The following is an 18,603-nucleotide window of genomic DNA, read 5'->3' on the forward strand; positions in this document are numbered from 1 at the left end:
AGTAAACATTGTGTGGGGAAAGTATGTTTCGGCCCCGTAAAAGAGGGCGCGGCGGGAGCGGGGGAGGGAGAAAAGCGGAGGAAGGCTGGGAGGGGGCGGCGCGGCGCCCCGGGGAAAATCCGCAGCACTCGTTTCGATTATCCGACCCCGATTAATTTCGAGACGACAAAATAAAAATCGCCTCGAAGCGAGGCGATTTTATTTATGAATATCGAAATGAATATCGCGGAAACCGGAATAAACCCGAAAACCGCTGAGGAATGCCGTCGGAAATACCTAGCGCGCGACGGAAGTAAATTCGTGGTTTTCCGAGTCCACCTTGGAGCGGTCGACCGCCTGCAGGCGCCACGCGCCCGCGGGGTGGTCGCCGGCGAGCACCGCCGGCCCCTGCTCGCGCTGCGTCGCACTGGAAGACAGGCCCTTCAACTGGCACACGGCCTTCCCGCCGTCCGCCGGGCAGAGGGCCATGGCACCCTCCACGTCCCGAACCTTGCCCCAGGTCGGAAGATCGATGCCCTGGTGTGCCTCGCGCGACCACAGCCCCTCGTCGGTATCGACCCACAGCACTGCGAACGCGTGTCGGGTTGCCGATTCGCTGCCATTAATGCGAATAGTGAGGCGCATTGGATCGTCTCCTGAAGAAAAAGACACATTTGACCGTTTGGGTTTGACCAGTCTAGATAGACTGTGGTGAAACGCAAGTGATAATCCTCAATAAATCCCGATTAATTTTATTGGCGTTTGCAGATGGAACGACGTCTGACGATTCGTCGGGATCCGACGTCGCGCGTACAGGGGGCGGCAGCGTGAACCGCGCGCCGTGACCGGCCGACGGCTTACCGCGGACATGCGATGACTTGGGGGAAGTCCCGGTCGAGGCCGCGCGCCGAAGAGAAGGCCGACGGGCGGCCCCGCCAACCGGTCGCGCCCGCGCCGCGACTGCCGGACCGACCGGACGTTTGAACGATCCGGCAGCCATCCGGCACGACACACTCCGACATTCGCGTACAAATCCACACACTTTCACGAAACTTTCGGGACAGACTTGCGGGCGATCGGGCCCCACACTGCGAGTGTCCCGATCCTGCGCCGTGGACGCCCGTCCGTGGTGAGCTGCCGAGACGCGATCGACCCGATCGCGGGCCGCAGCGTGATCGGGACCGCCGGGGCGAGCGTCGGCCCCGGCCCGGCCGAGCGCCGCAGGCGACCTCGCCATCCGGGGCAGCCGCGCTGTCCGGCCGACTCTTCGAAGGAGACTATCGTGCTGATCTGGAAAACCGCGTTGTCGCTCAACTGGCGCACGAGCCTCGTGTCGCCGGCCAGCGCACCGGTCGCGGCGGCCAACGTCGGACACCTGGTGCTCACCGGCGCCACCGGCTTCATCGGCAGCACCGTGCTGACGGCGCTCGTCAACGCAGGATTGCTCGAACGGATCGTGTGCGTCGTGCGCGCCGAGAATCGCGGCCATGCGGTCGCGCGTCTGCGCGAAGCGGCGCTGCGCGCGGGGCTCGCGCCGTACTGGGCGTCGCGTCTGGGCGACGCGAACGTGGTCGTCGGTGCGCTCGGCGACGTCTGGCAGGGCGCCGACGCACCGCGTCTTGCCGGCGCGACGCACGTGATCCACTGCGCGGGCCATGCGTCGCCGGCCGACGGCGCGCACCTGCAGGCGGACATCGCCGACTCGCTGGGCTTCGCCGCTCGCTTCGCACACACGCCGCGGCTGCAGCGCTTCGTGTATGTCGGCACCGCGTATGCGCATGCGGGCCGCGGCGGGATCGTGCATGAGGACGCGACGGGCCTGGCGGCGAGTGGCGCGGTGCAGGGCGGCGACGGGCTGCCCGGCGCGGTGCTTGCGGCGGACTACCTGCACGCGAAGGCGCAAACGGAACAGCGCCTGCGCGAACTCGGGCTGCCGCTGGTCGTCGTGCGTCCGTCGCACGTCGTCGGTCACACGGTGCTCGGCACGCGTCCCGCGCCGAATTCGTTCTGGATGTTCCGCGTCGCGCATGCGGCGCGCCGCTTCACCGCGCGGCCGATGACGCGCATCGACATCGTGTCGGTCGACGACGTCGCGCGTGCGACGATGCTGCTGGCCGTGAAACCGACGCTGATGCACGACGTGTACCACGTGTCGGCCGGCGACGACGCGCCGCAGGTCGCGCAGATCGTGCGCGCGATGGACGAAGCGGCGGGCATGACGGGCGCGCCGCGCTACGCCGCTTGCGCGCCGGCCGAACTGCCGCTCGTGGTGCGTGACGTGCTCGGGCGGTCCGATCCGGCGCTCGAGCGCGTGATCGGCCGGGCGTTGCAGCGTTGCGCGGAATTCGCGACGGTCGATCGCGTATTCGACAACCGCCGCGTGCGCGACGAAATCGATTTCGAGCCGCTGCCGTTCATCGATTACGTCGAGGAATGCATGCGCACGTCGCGCGGCGTCGCGGTGACCGAGCTGATGCGCGGCGCGTTGCACTGACCGCCCGCGCGACGCCGGGCCTGCCGGTTCAGGTTCGCCGCCGCTCGCGGCGGCCCGGTGACGGCAGGCGCTACGACGCGTTGCCGAGCTCGATCAGCCGATCGAGCGCACGGTAGACGTCGTCGAGGCCGTCCTGGCCGAAACGCGCTTCGAGCTGACGGTACTGCTCGTCGATGCGCGGACCGATTTCGGTCACCAGTTTCCTGCTTTGCGGCGTCAGGCTCACCAGCAGCCGGCGCTGATCCTCCTGCGCGCGCGTGCGCGTAATCAGGCCGTCGCGTTCCATCCGTTCCAGCACGCCCGTCAGACTCGGGCTCAGGATGCAGCAGCGGCGCGCGATCTGTCCCGCTTCGAGCGCATGCGCCGGCTCGCCGTCGAGCACGCGGATGATCCGCCATTGCTGTTCGGTCAGCGCGAATTCCTTGAGAATGGGGCGGAACAGGCCCATCAGCGTTTCGCGGGCCTCGAGCAGCAGCATGGCCAGGTTGCGATGGTCGAGCGTACGGTTCATCGGGGTGGGGAATGGACGGGGACGCATCAATCTTAACAGCCGATGGTGACGAATTTCGTGAATCAGGGTAATCGAGGTTGTCAGCGCACGATTGTTTACTTAAGATGTTAAGTATTGATGATGCGCCGCGACGCGCGGCAGGGGAATGACGCATGGAGCTGTCTTGCAGGACCGCCGCGGCGCCGCCGCTGCCGGTCGCCATCGGTACCGTCTACGGCGCGCTGCTCAACGAGCGCGCGGCATTCGACGCGCTCGGCGACGCCGTGCACGCGCCGCCCTACCGCCGCCCGCCCCAGGCGCCGATCCTATATATCAAGCCGGCCAACACGCACGCAGCGGACGGCGCGGCCGTCGTGGTGCCGGCCGGCGTCGATGCGCTGGAGATCGGCGCGTCGGTGGCCGTCGTGTTCTCGCGGCGCGCGACGCGCGTGCCGGCCGCGCAGGCGCTCGACTACGTGCACGGTTTCACGCTTGCGAGCGACGTGTCGGTGCCGCATCCCGATTACTACCGTCCCGCCGTGCGCTTCAAGTGCCGCGACGGCTTTTGCCCGCTGGGTCCCGTGATCGTGCCGGCGGCGGCGCTTGCCGACGTCGACGCGATTGGCCTGACCGTGCGGATCGACGGCGCCACCGCGGTGTCCGCTTCGACGGCCACGCTGATTCGCCCGGTGCGCGAACTGATCGCCGACGTGACGGCCTTCATGTCGTTCGACGCGGGCGACGTGCTGCTGCTCGGGGTCACGGGCGGCGCACCGCGCGCCCGCGCGGGTAGCACGATCGAGATTACGGCCGCCGGCATCGGCACGTTGCGGCATACGCTGATTGCGGAGGACGCACGATGAAGACGGCACGCGTGATCTACAACGGCGCACTGCATGCGGCCGAGCCGGCCGGCGGCGGCGCGATCCGCCTCGACACGGGGCGCGTGCTGGCCGAGCACGACGTGACGTGGCTGCCGCCCGTTGCGCCGCGCACGACGTTCGCGCTCGGTCTGAACTACGCGGACCACGCGAAGGAACTCGCGTTCAACGCGCCGAGCGAGCCGCTGATCTTCCTGAAAGGGCCGAACACGTTCATCGGCCACCGGTCGCGCACCGTGCGCCCGACCGATGCGACGCACATGCACTACGAGTGCGAGCTGGCCGTCGTGATTGGCCGTCCGGCGCGCAACGTGAGCCGTGCGCAGGCGATCGACCACGTCGCCGGCTACACGGTCGCGAACGACTATGCGATCCGCGACTATCTCGAGAATTACTACCGCCCGAACCTGCGCGTGAAGAACCGCGACACCTGCACGCCGCTCGGGCCATGGTTCGTCAGCCGCGACGAGATCGGCGATGCGGGCGACCTGATGCTGCGCACGACGGTCAACGGTCGGGAGACGCAGCGCGGCAGCACGCGCGACATGATTTTCGACGTGCCCGCGTTGATCGAGCACATCAGCGGCTTCATGACGCTCTCGCCGGGCGACCTGATCCTGACCGGCACGCCGGAAGGGCTCGCGGACACGCAGCCGGGCGACGAGGTCGTGACCGAAATCGAAGGGATCGGCCGGCTCGTGAACACGATCGTCGGCGAAGCAGACTACTATCGCGCCGGCTGAGCCCGTCGCCCAAGGAGAGCAGATGACCATCAAGCACTGGATCGACGGCCGCGAAGTCGAGAGCCGCGAGACCTTCACGACATTGAATCCTGCGACCGGCGACGTAATCACCGACGTCGCGTCGGCCGGCGAGGCCGAAGTCGATGCGGCCGTGCGCGCGGCGAAGGCAGCGTTCCCCAAGTGGGCGAACACGCCCGCGAAGGAGCGCGCGAAGCTGATGCGCAAGCTCGGCGAGCTGATCGAGAGGAACGTGCCGATGCTTGCCGCGCTCGAGACGCAGGACACCGGCCTGCCGATCGCGCAGACGAGCAAGCAGCTGATTCCGCGCGCGTCCGAGAACTTCAATTTCTTCGCAGAAGTGTGCGTGCAGATGAATGGCCGTACCTATCCGGTCGACGACCAGATGCTGAACTACACGCTGTACCAGCCGGTCGGTGTGTGCGCGCTGGTGTCGCCGTGGAACGTGCCGTTCATGACCGCGACGTGGAAGACGGCGCCGTGTCTCGCGCTCGGCAACACGGCCGTGCTGAAGATGTCGGAGCTGTCGCCGTTGACGGCCGACCAGCTCGGCCGGCTCGCGCTCGAAGCCGGCATTCCGCCGGGAGTACTGAACGTCGTGCAGGGCTACGGCGCGACCGCCGGCGATGCGCTGGTGCGCCATCCGGACGTGCGTGCGGTGTCATTCACGGGCGGCACGGTCACGGGCAAGCGGATCATGGAACGCGCGGGCCTGAAGAAGTATTCGATGGAGCTCGGCGGCAAGTCGCCGGTGCTGATCTTCGACGATGCCGATTTCGACCGCGCGCTCGATGCGTCGCTGTTCACGATCTTCTCGATCAACGGCGAGCGTTGTACCGCCGGCTCGCGGATCTTCGTACAGCGAACGATCTACGATCGTTTCGTACAGGAATTCGCGCGTCGCGCGAACAACCTGGTGGTCGGCGATCCGTCCGATCCGGGCACGCAGCTCGGCGCGATGATCACGCGCCAGCACTGGGAGAAGGTGACCGGCTACATCCGGATCGGCGAGCAGGAGGGCGCACGCGTAGTCGCGGGCGGCGCGGACAAGCCGGCCGGCCTCGCGAGCCATCTGCGCAACGGCAACTTCGTGCGGCCGACCGTGTTCGCGGACGTCGACAACCGGATGCGCATCGCGCAGGAAGAGATCTTCGGGCCGGTCGCGTGCGTGATCCCGTTCGACGACGAGGAAGAAGGGCTGCGGCTCGCGAACGATACCGCCTACGGGCTCGCGTCGTACATCTGGACCCAGGACGTCGGCAAGGTGCATCGTCTCGCGCGCGGCATCGAGGCCGGGATGGTGTTCGTGAACAGCCAGAACGTGCGCGACCTGCGCCAGCCGTTCGGCGGCGTGAAGGAGTCGGGCACCGGACGCGAGGGCGGCGAGTACAGCTTCGAGGTGTTCGCGGAAATCAAGAACGTGTGCATCTCGATGGGTTCGCATCACATTCCCCGCTGGGGCGTGTAACGGCGCGGGTCGTTGCGCCGCTAGAACGAACGATACGGAGACTCAACGATGGGCAAACTGTCCCTCGCCGCGAAGGTCACGCACGTGCCGTCGATGTACCTGTCGGAACTGCCCGGCAAACATCACGGCTGCCGCGATGCGGCGATCCGCGGTCATCGGCTGATCGGCGAGCGCTGCCGCGCGCTCGGCGTCGACACGATCGTCGTGTCGGACGTGCACTGGCTCGTCAACGCCGGTTACCACGTGAACTGCAATGCAAGGTTCGCCGGCACCTATACCAGCAACGAGCTGCCGCATTTCATCCGCGACATGCAGTACGCGTATCCGGGTAACCCGGCGCTCGGCCGGGTGATCGCCGAGACGGCCAGCGCACGCGGGATCGCGACGCGCGCGCACGAGATCGACAGCCTCGAACTCGAATACGGCACGCTCGTGCCGATGCGCTACATGAACGGCGACCAGCACTTCAAGGTCGTGTCGATCGCCGGCTGGTGCATGTGGCATCAGCTCGACGAGAGCCGCCGCTTCGGCGAGGCGCTGCTCGAAGCGATCGAGAAGAGCGATTCGAACGTCGCGTTCCTCGCGAGCGGCTCGCTGTCGCATCGCTTCAACGACAACGACAGCCCCGAGGAATCGATCCACCAGATCAGCCGCGAATTCTTCCGGCAGGTCGACCTGCGGGTGGTCGAGCTGTGGAAGCAGGGCGACTTCAAGACCTTCTGCGCGATGCTGCCCGAGTACAACGTGCATTGCCACGGCGAAGGCGGCATGCACGACACGGCGATGCTGCTCGGCCTGCTCGGCTGGGATCGCTACGACAAGCCCGTCGAGATCGTCACCGACTATTTCGCGAGCTCGGGCACCGGGCAGATCAACGCGATCTTCCCGCTCGCCTGAGCGCCGCATCACCTGACCGGAGCGTTGCCATGCCACACATCGTCGTCGAATACACCGCGAACATCCGCGACGACGCGCGCATCCCCACGCTGCTGCGCACGATCAACGCAACGCTGATCGCGCAGGGCGGCGTGTTCCCGACGGGCGGCATCCGCTCGCGCGCGATCGAGTTGCAGGATTACTGCGTCGCCGACGGCACCGCGGACGACGCGTTCGTCCACGTGACGCTGAAGATCGGCTCGGGCCGCAGCGACGAGACCAAGAAGGCCGCGTGCGACGCGCTGTTCGACGCGATCAAGGTGCATTTCGCGGAGCTGTACGCGAAGCGCTATCTGGCGCTGTCGATGGAGCTGACCGAGTTCAGCGAAAGCGGCTCGTACAAGCACAACAACATTCACGCCCGCTACAAGCGGGCCGACTGAACCCATTCCCGATCCGACCATGCTCGAACCCGCCCTCATCGACCAGCTCGCCCGGCGTCTGAACGACGCGGAGCGCGAGCGCACGCAGATCCGCCAGATCTCGCTCGACCATCCCGACATCACGATCGACGACGCGTATGCGATCCAGCGCGCGTGGGTGGCCATGAAGCTCGCGGAAGGCCGCACGCTCAAGGGGCACAAGATCGGCCTCACGTCGAAGGCGATGCAGAACACGTCGCAGATCGACGAGCCCGATTACGGCGCGCTGCTCGACGACATGTTCTTCGACGACGGCGGCACGATCCCGACCGCGCGCTTCATCGTGCCGCGCGTCGAGGTCGAACTCGCGTTCGTGCTCGGCAAGCGGCTCACTGGCCCGAACTGCACGATCTTCGACGTGTATGACGCGGTCGACTACGTGGTGCCGGCGCTCGAGATCATCGATGCACGCAGCCAGTCGATCGATCCCGATACGAAACGGCCGCGCAAGGTGTTCGACACGATCGCCGACAACGCGGCGAACGCGGGCGTCGTGATCGGCGGGCGGCCCGTGCGGCCGCAGGACGTCGACCTGCGCTGGGTCGCGGCGATCATGTCGCGCAACGGCGTGGTCGAGGAAACGGGCGTCGCGGCCGGCGTGCTGAATCATCCGGCCAATGGCGTCGCGTGGCTGTCGAACCGGCTGTCGCGATTCGACGTCGCGCTGGAACCGGGACAGATCGTGCTCGGCGGCTCGTTCACGCGACCGTGCGCGGCGCGCCAGGGCGACACGTTCAGCGTCGACTACGGCCCGCTCGGAACGATCCAGTGCTACTTCGAGTGAGGTGAGCGAGCGATGCAGATGCCGTCCAATGTCTTCAAGGCCGCGCTCGCGCGCGGCGACGCGCAGCTCGGGCTGTGGCTCGGCCTCGCGAATCCGTACAGCGCGGAAGTCGTCGCGGGCGCCGGTTTCGACTGGCTGCTGATCGACGGCGAACATGCGCCGAACACGGTGCCGACGATCCTCGCGCAGTTGCAGGCGATCGCGCCGTATCCGTCGCATCCGGTCGTGCGCGTGCCGTGGAACGATCCGGTGATCGTCAAGCAGGTGCTCGATCTCGGCGCGCAGACGCTGCTCGTGCCGATGGTGCAGAGCGCGGACGAAGCGCGCGCGGCGGTGGCCGCGACGCGTTATCCGCCGCACGGGATTCGCGGCGTGGGCAGTGCGCTCGCGCGCGCGTCGCGGTGGAATCGCGTCGGCGATTACCTGCACCGCGCGAACGACGAGATGGCTGTGCTCGTGCAGGTCGAGACGCGCGCGGGGCTCGATGCGATCGATGCGATCGCGCGGGTCGAAGGCGTGGACGGCGTGTTCATCGGGCCGGCCGATCTTGCGGCCGATCTCGGGCATCTCGGCAATCCGGGGCACCCGGACGTGCAGGCCGCGATCGACGGTGCGATCCGCACGATCAAGGCGGCCGGCAACGCGCCGGGCATTCTGAGCGCGGATGAGGCGGCGGCGCGGCGGTATCTGGAAGCGGGGGCGCTGTTCGTCGCGGTCGGTGTGGATACGACGCTGCTGGCCAGAAGTGCGCAGGCGCTGGCGGAGCGGTTCAAGGAGAAGGGTGAGGCCGTGAAGACGGGCGACGGGACGTATTGACGGAGCCGCGGCGAGCTGACCAACGCGATGCTCGACGCCGCGCGTTACTTGCAATGAGCGCGGCGCGCCACCTCGCACGAGAATGGCAGGTCGGCGGGTGACTGATACGTGCACGCGGTGTGCTTCATTCAAGCATGGCGTCCTTTAACCCGCTCGCCGTCCCGCTTCCATATATTTTCCCGGCGTCGTCCCCATCGCCCGCCGGAACATGTCGATGAACGCGCTCACGTTGTCGTAGCCGAGATCGAGCGCGATCGTCGTGACCGGCACGCCGTCGGCGATTTTCTCCAGCGCCCGCAGCAGCCTTGCCTGCTGACGCCATTGCGCGAACGTCAGCCCCGTCTCGGCGACGAAGCGCCGGCTCATCGTCCGCGCGCCGATGCCGGCCCAGTCGGCCCATTCCTCCAGCCGCCGGTTGTCCGCGAGATCCATGGCAAGTGCATCGGTGATCTTCATCAGCCGCGGGTCCTGCGGGCGAACCAGTCCCAGCGCTTCGGCCTTCGACGACACGATTTCATCGAGGATCACGTCGGCGATCCGCGCTTGCGCGGCATCCAGTTCCGAATCGCCCCAACTCGCCGCGCGCTGCACGGCCTCGCGCAACAGCGGCGTCGTGCGGATCGCGCGCGGCGTGTCGGGCAATGCCGCGCAGCGCGCTTCGGCAACGAACGCCGACCAGCCGGAAATGGGCCCGAACGAGTGCAGCGAATGCCGGTAGTGCGGCGGAATCCAGATTGCGTGGATCGCCGGCACGACCCACTCCTGATCGTCGAGGCCGATCGTCACCAGCCCGCTCTGCGCGCCGACCAACTGGCCGCGCGCATGGGTGTGCGACGGGGTCACGCGCGGGTCGCGCTGCGTCAGCACGGCGGCCACGACGAACGGGCCGTCGTCGGACGTGATGAGGTGGGCAGGCAGCAACGGATCGGACATGGCGGGATTTCCGTATCGAATGGCTTTTATACCGGAGATCGGCCCGTATTGCACGCCTACACTGCCTCCATCGACCACCACTGGAGGACTGCACGATGCGAGCCGAACACCTTCTCCCCGACCACGCCGACCGAATCGAGGCCGGCGGAACGACGATCCGCAAGGGCACCGTCGGCGCGTTTCTGGCGAACGCGCGGGTGCTGACCGATCCGCACGCGGCGCCCGCCGACCGCTCGCAAGCGGAAGCCGACACGATCGACGCGTTGCCCGCGCTGCGCGCGCTCGGCCTGTTCGACGTGCTGGAAGTGCGCGATCCCGCGCTGCGTGCGTGGCTCGCCGCGCAATGATGCCCGCTCGACCCGTCGATCGAGCACACCGTTTCAAGGAGACAGCATGAAAGCAGCAGTCGTGACGGGCGCGGGCGAAAGCCCGGTCTATATGGAGTTCGAAGTACCGCACGCGAGGCCGGGCCACCGTGCGGTCGACATGACGGCGTCCGCGTTGAGCCGGCTCGCGCAGGGGCGCGCGTCGGGCACGCATTATTCGTCGGGAAGCGGCTATCCGTTCGTCGTCGGCGTCGACGGCGTGGGCCGGCTCGACGACGGGCAGCGCGTCTATATTTTCGGCGCCCCCGCGCCGTTCGGCACGATGGCCGAGCGCACGATCGTGCCCGACGCCCAGTGCGTGCCGCTGCCGGACGGGCTCGACGACATCACGGCCGCGGCGATCGCGATTCCCGGGATGTCGTCGTGGGCGGCGCTGATCGAACGCGCGCGCTTCGTTACGGGCGAGACGGTGCTCGTCAACGGTGCGACCGGAACGTCGGGCCGGCTCGCGGTGCGGATCGCCAGGCATCTCGGCGCGGCGAAAGTGATTGCGACGGGCCGCAACGCGGTTGCGCTGGAGGCATTGCTGAGTGACGGCGCGGACGCCGTCGTGTCGCTGCAGCAGGACGATGCTGATCTGGCGCGTGCGCTCGAACCGCATTTCCGCGCGGGGGTGGACGTCGTGCTGGACTATCTGTGGGGCACCAGTGCGCACGCGTTGCTGATCACGGCGGCGCGGTCGGCGCCCGATGGCCGGCGGCTGCGCTTCGTACAGATCGGCTCGATCGGCGGTGCGGACGTGCTGTTGCCGGGGGCCGTGCTGCGGGCGAAGGCAATCGAACTGATGGGCAGCGGCCTCGGCAGCGTGTCGCCGGCGGGGTTGCTGGCGGCCGTGCGCGGCGTGTTCGCCGCGGCCGGGCCGGCACGGCTGACGATCGACACGCGGGCGGTGCCGCTGTCGGCGGTCGGCGAACACTGGAACGATACGAACAGTCTCGTGCGCACGGTGTTCACGATGCGCGACGGTGCGTGATCGGCATCGCCTCGCATCGCATAGCATCGCAGGGCGGACGCGGGCGATGATGCCTGCCTCCGCCCGCGCCGTCAGAACCGCTGCTGAATCCCCGCCGTCACACCCACCTGCGTGGTGCCATACCCGGCGAAATCGCGCGACACACCGACCTTCTGCCCATGCTGCGCGATCGCGAACGCGCCGGCCGCATACAGCACCGTGCGCTTCGACAGTGCATAGTTCGCCCGCACCGACACCAGCGTCGGATCCGCATCCGTGCCGCCCTTGATGTTCTGGTGATAGACGGCCGCGATCAGCGAGAACGTCGGCGTGAACTGGTACGACCCGCCGACCCAATACATGTCGCTCAACTGGTTCGCGGCGCTCGTGTGATACGTGCGCCGATAGTTGCGATAGCCGGCCATCGTCTTCAGGTTGCCGAAGTCGTAGCTCAGGCCCGCATGGATTCCCTGGATGTAGTTGACGGTATCGGCCGGCGTGACGCTGTCGGCTGCGCCGTTCTGCCGGTCGAACGTGACCACCGCCGCGAACGGGCCGGCCTCGTAGCCGAGCGCGAAGTCGTACTTCGAGCTGGTCTTCACGCTGCCCGGTACGTTGCCGAAGCCGTACAGCGCGCCGAACTTGAAGCCGCCGAATTCGCCGTCGTAGCGCACGGCGTTCGACGAACGCGTGAACAGGCCGTCCTTGCGGCCGCCGGTCGCCATCGACGAAGTCGCCCACGAGTAGTTCTGCGCGTAGCCCATCGGGTCGAACGGCAGCATGTAGTCGTAGGTGACCGTGAAGTTGCGGCCGAGCGAGACTTCGCCCCACTTGCCTTTCAGGCCGACCGTCGCGCGGCGCGCGAAGATCGAGTCGGGGCCGTCGTCGGACGCACCGTTGGCGAGATCGATCCCGCTTTCGAGGCGGAACACGGCCTTCAGCCCGCCGCCGAGATCCTCGGTGCCGCGCAAGCCCCAGCGCGACGTGTTCTTGTTGCCGGATTTCAGCTTGAACGAATTGCCGCCGTCGGGTGCCGCATGGTTCGTGTATTCGATGCCGGCATCCATGATCCCGTACATCGTGACCGACGACTGCGCGTGCGCGGCGCCTACTGCGAGGCCGGCGACGGCAGCCGAGCCGGTAACGATAGCAGTGCGAATCGAACGTTCTGCGCGTGACTTCATTGACGGTGTCTCCTTGTTTGTTGTGGGTTGGGTGAAACGGATTGGGGTGAAACGGATTCGCAGGGATACGCGGCGCGCGACACGCCACGGCGGACGCCGCGAAGCGTCCGCCGATCCTGAGTCGAAACGGGATGCGCGCTGGAATGCCGGCGCGGCGGCGCGCAGGCCGTCGCGCCCCGGGGTCAGCCCGCTTTCGCGAACGCCCAGCAGTCGTTGGCCGGGAATTCGATCCAGTGCGTGCCGGCCGCGCGCGGCACGTGGCCGAACGCACGCAGGCGCATCTCGCCGCAATGGAACAGGTATTCCCAGCGGTCGCCGAGATACATCGACGTGACGAGGTCGGCCTGCAGCCGGTTCGCGCCCGGGCCGTCGGCGACCTGTACGCGTTCGAGGCGAATCACGGCCTGCGCGTCCTGGCCCGGCGTGAACGTATCGCGGGCGAGCGCCTGCAGCTCCCAGCCGTCGCCGGCGAGCGTCACGCGTTCGCCGTCGACGGCCGCCACGCGTGCGTCGATGCGGTTGTTGCTGCCCATGAATTCGGCCGTGTACAGCGAGCGCGGCGCGCCGTACAGCTCGGCCGGCGTGCCTTCCTGCTCGATGCGGCCGTTGCGCAGCAGCAGGATGCGGTCGGACATCGCCATCGCTTCGGTCTGGTCGTGCGTCACGCAGAGCGCCGACAGCCCGAGCGACACGATCAGCTCGCGCAGCCATGCACGCGCCTCCTCGCGAAGCTTCGCATCGAGGTTCGACAGCGGCTCGTCGAGCAGGATCACCGGCGGGTTGTAGACGAGCGCACGCGCGATCGCGACACGCTGCTGCTGGCCCCCCGACAACTGGTGCGGAAAGCGTTCGGCGAGATGGCCGAGGCCGAGCTGGTCGAGCGCGGCCTGCACGCGGCGCTTCTGTTCGGCCGGCGCCACACGGCGCAGCTTGAGCCCGTAGCCGACGTTGTCGGCGACGGTGCGGTGCGGCCACAGCGCGTACGACTGGAACACGAGGCCGAGCGAACGCTGTTCGACGGGCAGATCGACGCGCCGCGCGCCGTCGAAGAACACGCGGTCGTCGAGCTGGATGCGCCCGTCGGACGGCTGTTCGAGGCCGGCCACCGCACGCAGCAGCGTGGTCTTGCCGCTGCCCGACGCGCCGAGCAGGCACACGACTTCGCCGGCGTTCAGTTCGAACGACACGCCCTTGAGGATCGGGTTGGCGCCGTAGCTGAGATGCAGGTCGTCGACGATGAGCTTATCCATGAAGTTTCACTCCGAAGCGCAGGGCCACGCCGAGACCGGCGCCGACCATCGCGATGTTGATGACAGAGAGCGCGGCGACCTGGTCGACGGCGCCGGTCGCCCACAGCGACACGAGCAGCGCGCCGATCACTTCGGTGCCGGGCGACAGCAGATAGACGGCGGTCGAGTATTCGCGCTCGAAGATCATGAAGATCAGGAGCCACGCGGCGAGCAGGCCGAAGCGCACGAGCGGCAGCGTCACGTCGAGCGATACGCGGCTGCGCGTCGCGCCGACGCTGCGGCCGGCTTCCTCGAGCTCCGGGCCGACCTGCAGCAGTGCGCTCTGGATCAGGCGCATCCCGTATGCGAGCCACACGACCGTGTACGCGATCCAGATGCTCCACATCGAGTTCTTCAGCTCGCGCAGGCCCGGGACGAACAGGAAGATCCACAGGAACGCGAGACCGGCGAGCAGGCCCGGCACCGCGCGCGGCAGCAGCACGAGGTAGTCGAGCAGTTTCGTCGCCCAGTCGTTGCGGCGATGGCCGGCGAACGCGACGAGCGAGTAGAAGCCGATCGCGAGCGCGCCGCCGATCACGCCGATGCCGAGCGTGTTGAGCATGGCGCGCACGAGATTGTCCTGTTCGAACAGCTCGATGAAGTTCGCCAGCGTCAGCACTTCGGCGAGCGCGACGCCTTCGCCCCAGTTGGTCACGAACGCGCGCAGCACGATGCCCGAGATCGGCACGATCACGGTCAGCATCAGCCACAGCGCGACGATCGCGAGCGCGACCCAGCGCCACACGCCGAGCGGCAGCACCGTCGAGCGGCCGGCCTTGCCCTTCACGGTGACGAAGCGGTTCGCCGTCTTCAGCAGGCGGCGCTGCAGCAGCACGAGCGGGAACGTGATCGCGACGATGCACACCGCGACCGCGGCCATCAGGTGATACGACGGCACGCCGAGCTTGTTGGTCAGCTTGTACAGGTAGGTCGCGAGCACGAGGTGGCCTTCCGGATCGCCGAGCACCAGCGGCAGCCCGAACACCTCGAAGCCGAGGAAGAACACGAGCACGCCGGCGAACAGCAGCGCGGGCATCGTCATCGGCAGGCTCACGTCGAGCGCGACGCGGAACGGGCGGGCACCCGACACGCGCGCCGCTTCCTCGACGTCCGAGCCGAGGTTGCGCAGCGCGGCCGACGAGTACAGGTACACGTGCGGCACGTGCGTGAGGCCGACGATCACCGTGATCGCGAAGATCGAATAGATGTTCCAGGGCACGTTATGCACCCCGAACAATTCCTTGAACCACACCGAGTAGAAACCGACCGGGCCGGCGGCGACCACGTAGCCGAACGCGAGCACCATCGGCGACACGAACACCGGCGTGAGCAGCAGCGGTTCGAGCCAGCGGCGGCCGGGCAGGTCGGTGCGGACCATCAGGAACGCGAGGATGCCGCCGAGCGGGATCGAGATGAACAGCATGCCGCCGGCGATGATGAACGAGTTCTTCACGGCCAACCAGAAGTCCGGGTCGGTGAAGATGAAGCGGAAGCCTTCGACGCCGAGCGTCTTGTTCGCGTCGAAGAACGGCGCGGACAGCAGGCTCTGGAACAGGATGAAGCCGAGCGGCAGCGCGACCGCGACGGTCAGCACCGCGACGACGATCCAGCGCAGCATGCCGGCGAGCGGCTGCAGGCCGCTGGCCCGCAGCGCGGGAATCGCATCGTCCTGGCCGGTGGAGGGCGGAACGGCCGGCGCCGGTCCGCGTGTGCTGGTTGAAAGCATGAGTTCACCCCTGCGGCCATCCGGATGGCCGCCTCTAGGAAGTCGGTAAGGGGAAGGGGCCGCCCGCGCGCGGTGCGGCGGGTGGCCCGAGGTCAGCGGATCAGCGGATCAGCGCTTGATCGCCTGCTGCCATTGCTTCAGGAACGCGAGCCGCTTCGACTGGTCGAGGTAGACGAGCAGGCCGGTGCCGATCTGGATCGGCTTCAGCGAATCGCCGAGTTCCTTCGTGAGGCTCGCGGCCGACGTTTCGCCGCTCACGTCGGTGCGGATCGCGTACAGGTCCACCTGGTTCGCGATCACCGTCTGCCCGCGCTTGGACAGCAGGTAGTCGACCCACAGCTTCGCGGCGTTCGGGTTCTTCGCCTTCTTCGAGATCGTCGCGAGGCGGCTCACGACCTGTGTGTAGTCCTTCGGAAACACGTAGCCGATCGACTTGTCCTTCTTCGCCTTCGAGTACGCATACGAGCCGATGATGTTGTAGCCGATCAGGTTCTCGCCCGACGAAATCCGCTCCATCATCGCGCCGGTGCTCGACTGCAGTTTCGGGCCGGTGGCGCCGATCGCCTTCACGAGTTCCCACGTGACCTTCTCGTTCACGTGCGCGTCCTGCGTCAGGTAGTTGAAGCCGACCCCCGACTTCTCGATGTCGTAGGTCGTGACCTTGCCCTTGAACTTGTCGGCTTGCGTGGTGAGCAGCTTGATCAGGTCGGCGCGCGTCTTCGGCACCTCGTTCTCGGGGATCAGGCGCTTGTTGTAGACGATCGCGAGCGGCTCGAACGTCGTGCCGTACGCCTGCTTCTGGTATTGCGCCCATTGCGGCACGTTCGGGCTTTCGGGCGAATCGTACGACGCCATCAGGCCGTCGTTGACGAGCTTGACCTGCAGGTCCATCGCGGAGCTCCACAGCACGTCGGCGCTGGTGCTGCTGGCCGCGTTCTCGCTGATGTAGCGGTTGTACAGCTCCGTGCTGTTCATGTCGTTGTACTCGACCTTCACGCCGTACAGGCTTTCGAAGTCCTTGATCAGCGGGCGCACGAGGCCCGTGTCGGTCGTCGAGTAGACGATCAGTTTTCCTTCCTTCTTCGCGGCGTCGATGACACCCTGGTAGTTACCCGGATATCCGGCCGGAACCTGTGCGACGGCAGCGCCGGCGGCGGTGCCCAGGACGATCGCCAGCGCGGCGGCGAGCTGTTTCGGTGCAAACGGCATGTCTTCCTCCAGTTGTGCGTGTGTATTGTTCGAGTGACGCGGATGTTAAGTGCGACGCACTTTCAGCCCGCTTTCATTTCGGTTCACAATAGCGTCCTTTGTGTTATGGATTTCCCGAGGTCGATGCGACGCCGCCGCGGCCTTCGTGGCTCGCGGCGCGGTTTGACGACGGAAGGAAGACGACCGCCGGCCCATTCGGCGACGGCGGCTAGGCCGATTGTGCCAGCAGTTTTCCGAGGATTCGGCCGCCGTGCCGGGCGTGCGCTGCCGTCAGCGCCGAATAGCCGACGACGACACCCGGTTCGCAGCGGGTGCTGCGGCAAAAGCCGCTGAGCGCCTGCAACGCGATGCCGGCCGTGCGGGCTCGCGCGACGTAGGATGCCTCGTCCATCGCGGGCGGCAGCCCGAGAACGAAATGAAAACCTGCGTGCTCGCCCGACACCGTGAACTGTCCGCTGGCGTGCGTGGCCAGTTGGTCGAGCACGATATCGCGGCGTTGGCGGTACGCGTGGCGGCACGCGCGCAGGTGCTTCGCAAAATCGCCGTGGCCGATGAAGCGGGCCAGCGCGAGCTGCGGTGCCACGCTGACGGAGCGCGCGGTTGCATGCCACACGACCGACAGTGCCGGTCGCAGTTCCGCCGGCACGACCATGAAGCCGATGCGCAGCCCTGAAAAGAGCGTCTTGTTGAACGAGCCGCAATAGATCACGCGCTCGCAGGCGTCGAGCGATTTCAGCGCGGGCAGCGGGGCGGCCTGGTAACTGAATTCGCCGTCGTAGTCGTCTTCGATGATCCACGCCCGGTTGCGCTGCGCCCAGTCGAGCAGTTCGAGCCGGCGCGACACCGACATCGTGACGCCGAGCGGCGCCTGGTGCGCGGGCGTTACGTAGGCCGCGCACGCATCGTCATGCAGGTCCAGCGTGGCCGTCTGGATTCCTTCTCGATCGACCGGCACGTCGATCACGGTTGCCGCGGCCATCGTGAAAATGTGCCATGCGGACGCATAGCCGGGATCTTCCATCAGCACGGTCGAGCCGGGGGTGAGCACGGTTCTCGCGACGAGGTCGATCGAATGCCGGATGCCGGTAGTGATGAAGATGTCGTCCGCCTCGCATGGAATGCCGCGGTATTCCCGCAGGTACGCGGCGATTTCGTCGCGCAGACCCTCGACGCCCTGCGACGGCGTCGAGCCGAGATCGTTGGGCGTCGCGGCGAGCAGGCTCGCGCCGAGTGCCTTCTTCCATTGCTGCATCGGCAGCAGGCCAGGGTCGGCCAGTCGCGCGACAAACGGAACGCCCGGGCGTACCGCGTGTTCCGGCGCCGCCGCACCCGTCGGTTCGGGCTCCGGCGCGGTGCCGGGACGGCGGGGCGCGCCGTCCCGGGGCTGCGCGCTCGCACGCAGATAGCTGTCGGGCACGATCGCGCAGACCCGGGATCCCGAGCCGCGCGTTCGTGCGATGTAGCCCTCGGAGGACAACCGGTCGTAGGCCGCTTCGACGGTTCCCCTCGCGACGCTCCAGCGTGCGGCAAGGGTCCGGCTGGACGGCAGCGGACTGTCGCCGGGAAGCAGGCGTTTCAGGATCGCGTCGCGAATCGCATCGGCAATGCACTCCTGTTTTGATTGCGGGGTGCCCGTCGACAGCCCGGCAGGGCACGGCAGATCGAGTGGAATCGCGGCTTTGCCTCGCGACATAGTGGTCCAGTGAATATTCGATTTAATGGTCCTTCAGCTTATATCACTTTCCCCTTAGATTTCTGTGGACCACACTCTTCGAATCCGAGGGAACGTTGTACATAACAAAGAACACTGAGAGATTGACCCTTGCCGTCATCGGCGGGGGTGTCGATTCCGTGCTGCTCAATCGTGCGGTCGAGACGCAGCCGTTCGAACCG

The 18,603-nt window shown here is 67.1% G+C and carries 18 protein-coding genes; 10 read left to right on the forward strand and 8 right to left on the reverse strand.

Going from position 1 to position 18,603, the window contains the following annotated elements; genetic code table 11:
- Positions 1-276: 276 nt before the first annotated feature.
- Complete coding sequence (locus BAMB_RS18370; RefSeq protein WP_011658668.1) at positions 277-624, reverse strand: DUF3564 family protein; 348 nt, start codon at positions 622-624, stop codon at positions 277-279.
- Between the two features lie 637 nt (positions 625-1,261).
- Here BAMB_RS18370 and BAMB_RS18375 point away from each other — a divergent pair.
- On the forward strand, positions 1,262-2,473 hold the full coding sequence (locus BAMB_RS18375; protein ID WP_011658669.1) for an SDR family oxidoreductase: 1,212 nt from the start codon (positions 1,262-1,264) through the stop codon (positions 2,471-2,473).
- A 70-nt stretch (positions 2,474-2,543) separates the two neighbouring features.
- On the opposite strand, the gene hpaR is transcribed toward BAMB_RS18375, so the two are convergent.
- Positions 2,544-2,984, reverse strand: a complete 441-nt coding sequence (hpaR, locus tag BAMB_RS18380; protein WP_006754041.1) for a homoprotocatechuate degradation operon regulator HpaR — start codon at positions 2,982-2,984, stop codon at positions 2,544-2,546.
- 152 nt (positions 2,985-3,136) lie between these two features.
- On the opposite strand from hpaR, the gene BAMB_RS18385 reads away from it, so the two are divergent.
- Genes BAMB_RS18385 through hpaI form a run of 7 tightly spaced genes read left to right on the forward strand, consistent with a single transcriptional unit; the run spans position 3,137 to position 9,031 of the window.
- On the forward strand, positions 3,137-3,826 hold the full coding sequence (locus BAMB_RS18385) for a fumarylacetoacetate hydrolase family protein (protein WP_011658671.1): 690 nt from the start codon (positions 3,137-3,139) through the stop codon (positions 3,824-3,826).
- On the forward strand, positions 3,823-4,587 hold the full coding sequence (locus tag BAMB_RS18390; protein WP_011658672.1) for a fumarylacetoacetate hydrolase family protein: 765 nt from the start codon (positions 3,823-3,825) through the stop codon (positions 4,585-4,587). The genes BAMB_RS18385 and BAMB_RS18390 overlap by 4 nt, the downstream gene beginning before the upstream one ends.
- A gap of 22 nt (positions 4,588-4,609) precedes the next feature.
- On the forward strand, positions 4,610-6,073 hold the full coding sequence (gene hpaE / locus BAMB_RS18395) for a 5-carboxymethyl-2-hydroxymuconate semialdehyde dehydrogenase (RefSeq protein WP_011658673.1): 1,464 nt from the start codon (positions 4,610-4,612) through the stop codon (positions 6,071-6,073).
- Between the two features lie 48 nt (positions 6,074-6,121).
- A complete protein-coding gene (gene hpaD, locus BAMB_RS18400) occupies positions 6,122-6,970 on the forward strand; it encodes a 3,4-dihydroxyphenylacetate 2,3-dioxygenase (protein WP_011658674.1) in 849 nt (282 codons plus the stop codon).
- 29 nt (positions 6,971-6,999) lie between these two features.
- Positions 7,000-7,392, forward strand: coding sequence for a 5-carboxymethyl-2-hydroxymuconate Delta-isomerase (locus BAMB_RS18405; RefSeq protein ID WP_011658675.1), 393 nt, complete (start codon positions 7,000-7,002; stop codon positions 7,390-7,392).
- Between the two features lie 19 nt (positions 7,393-7,411).
- Positions 7,412-8,215, forward strand: a complete 804-nt coding sequence (hpaH, locus tag BAMB_RS18410; protein WP_011658676.1) for a 2-oxo-hept-4-ene-1,7-dioate hydratase — start codon at positions 7,412-7,414, stop codon at positions 8,213-8,215.
- Between the two features lie 12 nt (positions 8,216-8,227).
- Positions 8,228-9,031 (forward strand): 4-hydroxy-2-oxoheptanedioate aldolase, encoded by an 804-nt coding sequence (gene hpaI, locus BAMB_RS18415; RefSeq protein WP_011658677.1) that lies wholly within the window; start codon positions 8,228-8,230, stop codon positions 9,029-9,031.
- Between the two features lie 144 nt (positions 9,032-9,175).
- On the opposite strand, the gene BAMB_RS18420 is transcribed toward hpaI, so the two are convergent.
- Complete coding sequence (locus BAMB_RS18420; protein WP_011658678.1) at positions 9,176-9,964, reverse strand: AraC family transcriptional regulator; 789 nt, start codon at positions 9,962-9,964, stop codon at positions 9,176-9,178.
- Positions 9,965-10,059: 95 nt separating this feature from the next.
- On the opposite strand from BAMB_RS18420, the gene BAMB_RS18425 reads away from it, so the two are divergent.
- Positions 10,060-10,311: a hypothetical protein gene (locus tag BAMB_RS18425; RefSeq protein WP_011658679.1), complete on the forward strand. Its 252-nt coding sequence runs from the start codon at positions 10,060-10,062 to the stop codon at positions 10,309-10,311.
- Between the two features lie 46 nt (positions 10,312-10,357).
- On the forward strand, positions 10,358-11,323 hold the full coding sequence (locus BAMB_RS18430) for a quinone oxidoreductase family protein (protein ID WP_011658680.1): 966 nt from the start codon (positions 10,358-10,360) through the stop codon (positions 11,321-11,323).
- Positions 11,324-11,394: 71 nt separating this feature from the next.
- Here BAMB_RS18430 and BAMB_RS18435 read toward each other — a convergent pair whose 3' ends face one another.
- The 5 genes from BAMB_RS18435 to pdxR all read right to left on the reverse strand — a co-directional run bounded on the left by BAMB_RS18435 (position 11,395) and on the right by pdxR (position 18,403).
- Positions 11,395-12,486 carry a porin gene (locus BAMB_RS18435; protein ID WP_011658681.1) on the reverse strand — a complete coding sequence of 364 codons (1,092 nt, stop codon included), beginning with the start codon at positions 12,484-12,486 and terminating at the stop codon, positions 11,395-11,397.
- A gap of 182 nt (positions 12,487-12,668) precedes the next feature.
- The gene (locus BAMB_RS18440; protein WP_011658682.1) at positions 12,669-13,736 is read right to left on the reverse strand and encodes an ABC transporter ATP-binding protein; all 1,068 of its coding nucleotides are present in this window, start codon (positions 13,734-13,736) and stop codon (positions 12,669-12,671) included.
- Positions 13,729-15,501: an ABC transporter permease gene (locus BAMB_RS18445; RefSeq protein ID WP_011658683.1), complete on the reverse strand. Its 1,773-nt coding sequence runs from the start codon at positions 15,499-15,501 to the stop codon at positions 13,729-13,731. Before BAMB_RS18445 ends, BAMB_RS18440 begins: the two co-directional genes overlap by 8 nt.
- Positions 15,502-15,609: 108 nt before the next feature.
- The gene (locus BAMB_RS18450; protein WP_011658684.1) at positions 15,610-16,710 is read right to left on the reverse strand and encodes an ABC transporter substrate-binding protein; all 1,101 of its coding nucleotides are present in this window, start codon (positions 16,708-16,710) and stop codon (positions 15,610-15,612) included.
- A gap of 208 nt (positions 16,711-16,918) precedes the next feature.
- Entirely contained in the window at positions 16,919-18,403 is a 1,485-nt protein-coding gene (gene pdxR / locus BAMB_RS18455; RefSeq protein WP_011658685.1) for a MocR-like pyridoxine biosynthesis transcription factor PdxR, read from the reverse strand.
- Between the last annotated feature and the right edge of the window lie 200 nt (positions 18,404-18,603).

It is taken from the genome of Burkholderia ambifaria AMMD (assembly GCF_000203915.1).
Classification (GTDB): Bacteria; Pseudomonadota; Gammaproteobacteria; order Burkholderiales; family Burkholderiaceae; genus Burkholderia; species Burkholderia ambifaria.